General features: G+C 58.9%; 1 protein-coding gene and 1 pseudogene. Both read right to left on the bottom strand.

What is annotated here, in order from left to right; all coding sequences use genetic code 11:
- Window positions 1-77 precede the first annotated feature (77 nt).
- Window positions 78-869 carry an IS21-like element helper ATPase IstB gene (gene istB, locus BW970_RS20210; protein WP_076534756.1) on the bottom strand — a complete coding sequence of 264 codons (792 nt, stop codon included), beginning with the start codon at window positions 867-869 and terminating at the stop codon, window positions 78-80.
- A pseudogene (locus BW970_RS20205) lies at window positions 859-1,778 on the bottom strand (Mu transposase domain-containing protein); the annotation flags it as partial. The gene istB and the pseudogene BW970_RS20205, both read right to left, overlap by 11 nt.

Raw genomic sequence — 1,778 nt, 5'->3', positions numbered from 1 at the left:
AGACTGTTGATTGCCACTGAGATTTGACCCGGCGTTGTCACCGAGAACTGACCCACCCAATGGTTATGTTCTGCGTGTTATGATGGCGTCAATGCTGGTGTTTCCCTCCGTTTCTTTTTCGCTGTTTCGGAGCTTGCCTTAAAGCGATAGCTGTCGTTGCCGGTCTCCAAAATATGGCAGCGATGGGTGAGGCGATCGAGAAGCGCGGTGGTCATCTTGGCGTCCCCGAAGACCGTCGCCCATTCGGCGAAGCTCAAGTTCGTGGTGATGATGACGCTGGTGCGTTCATAAAGTTTGCTGAGAAGATGGAACAGCAAGGCACCGCCAGAGGCACTGAACGGCAGGTATCCCAGCTCGTCCAGGATGACGAGGTCAGTTTTCACCAGTGCCTCGGCGATCTTGCCAGCCTTGCCTTGGGTCTTTTCCTGTTCCAGGGCGTTGACGAGTTCGACCGTAGAGAAGAAGCGCACACGTTTGCGGTGATGCTCGATGGCCTGAATGCCAAGGGCCGTTGCAACATGGGATTTCCCTGTGCCGGGTCCGCCGATCAGCACCACATTCTCGGCACTATCCAGGAACTCGCATCGATGAAGCTGGCGAACCAGAGCTTCACGGATCTCGCTGGCGCTGAAGTCGAATGCGGACAAGTCCTTGTATGCCGGGAAGCGGGCGGCTTTCATGTGGTAGGCGGTCGAACGCACCTCACGCTCAGCCATTTCCGCCTTGAGAAGCTGTGATAGGATCGGCATGGCGGCTTCAAATGCGGGTGAACCTTGCTCATGCAGATCCTGCACAGCCTGCGCCATGCCCGGCATCTTCAGGCTGCGTAGCATGATGATCAGCGCAGCACCCGCAGGATCATGACGCATGACGGGTTCCTTTCTGGGTGCGCAGCCCATCATAGCGCGCGACATTGGCCTCAGGCTCCTTGCTGAGCGACAATGCCGCTGGAGGGTTCACGTCTGGCTGGTCGGTCGGTTTGCCATCGAGCAGTCTATGGAGCAGGTTCAGCACGTGGGTTTTTGTCGGCACGCCCGCCTCAAGGGCTAATTCCACGGCGCACAGCACCGCCCGTTCATCGTGGTGCAGCACCAAAGACAGGATATCGACCATTTCTCGGTCCCCGCCGGGCTGGCGCAGCATCTTTGCCTGCAGCACACGGAAGGGCTCGGGCATCTCCACAAAGGGGGCGCCATTGCGCAACGCTCCGGGTTTGCGCTGAACCACCGCCAGATAATGACGCCAATCATAGATGACGCGCCCCGACTGGCGATGCGACCGGTCGATGATGCGCTCATGCGTGCAAATCACGTGGCCTTCGGCCACAACAACTAGCCGCTCAGGGTAGATACGCAGACTGACGGGCCGGTTTGCAAAACTGGCGGGCACAGAATAGCGGGTGCGATCAAAGGTGATCAGGCAGGTCGGCGAGACGCGCTTCCTTTCCTCGACGAAGCCATCGAACATTGTGGGGAGTGGCATCAGGGCAGGCTTCTCAGCTTCCCAAACATCAGCGATGCTGCCGGGCAGCGTGCCATGAGCCGTCTCAGCCCACAGCAGCTTGCAGCGCTCTTCCAGCCAGTCATTCTAGGAAAGCACGGCTATGCGACAGCTTGATGTGCGCAACCTGCAGCTTAATCCGCTCGCAGCCGACATAGGCCCAGTCTTCGCTCCAGTCGAACTGGAATGCCTCGCCGGGCGCGAACACCAGCGGCACGAAAGTTCCACGATCCGTCGTGTGATACGCGCGCTGCCGTTCGTCCTTCCATTCACGAACG

It is taken from the genome of Gemmobacter megaterium (genome assembly GCF_900156815.1).
Classification (GTDB): domain Bacteria; phylum Pseudomonadota; class Alphaproteobacteria; order Rhodobacterales; family Rhodobacteraceae; genus Wagnerdoeblera; species Wagnerdoeblera megaterium.
Note: the sequence above shows the minus strand (reverse complement) of the source record. Positions and strands in the feature narration are given on the sequence as shown.

Coding starts and splice junctions, on each gene's coding strand:
- istB (WP_076534756.1), bottom strand. CDS start 869: ATGCGTCATGATCCTGCGGGTGCTGCGCTGATCATCATGCTACGCAGC.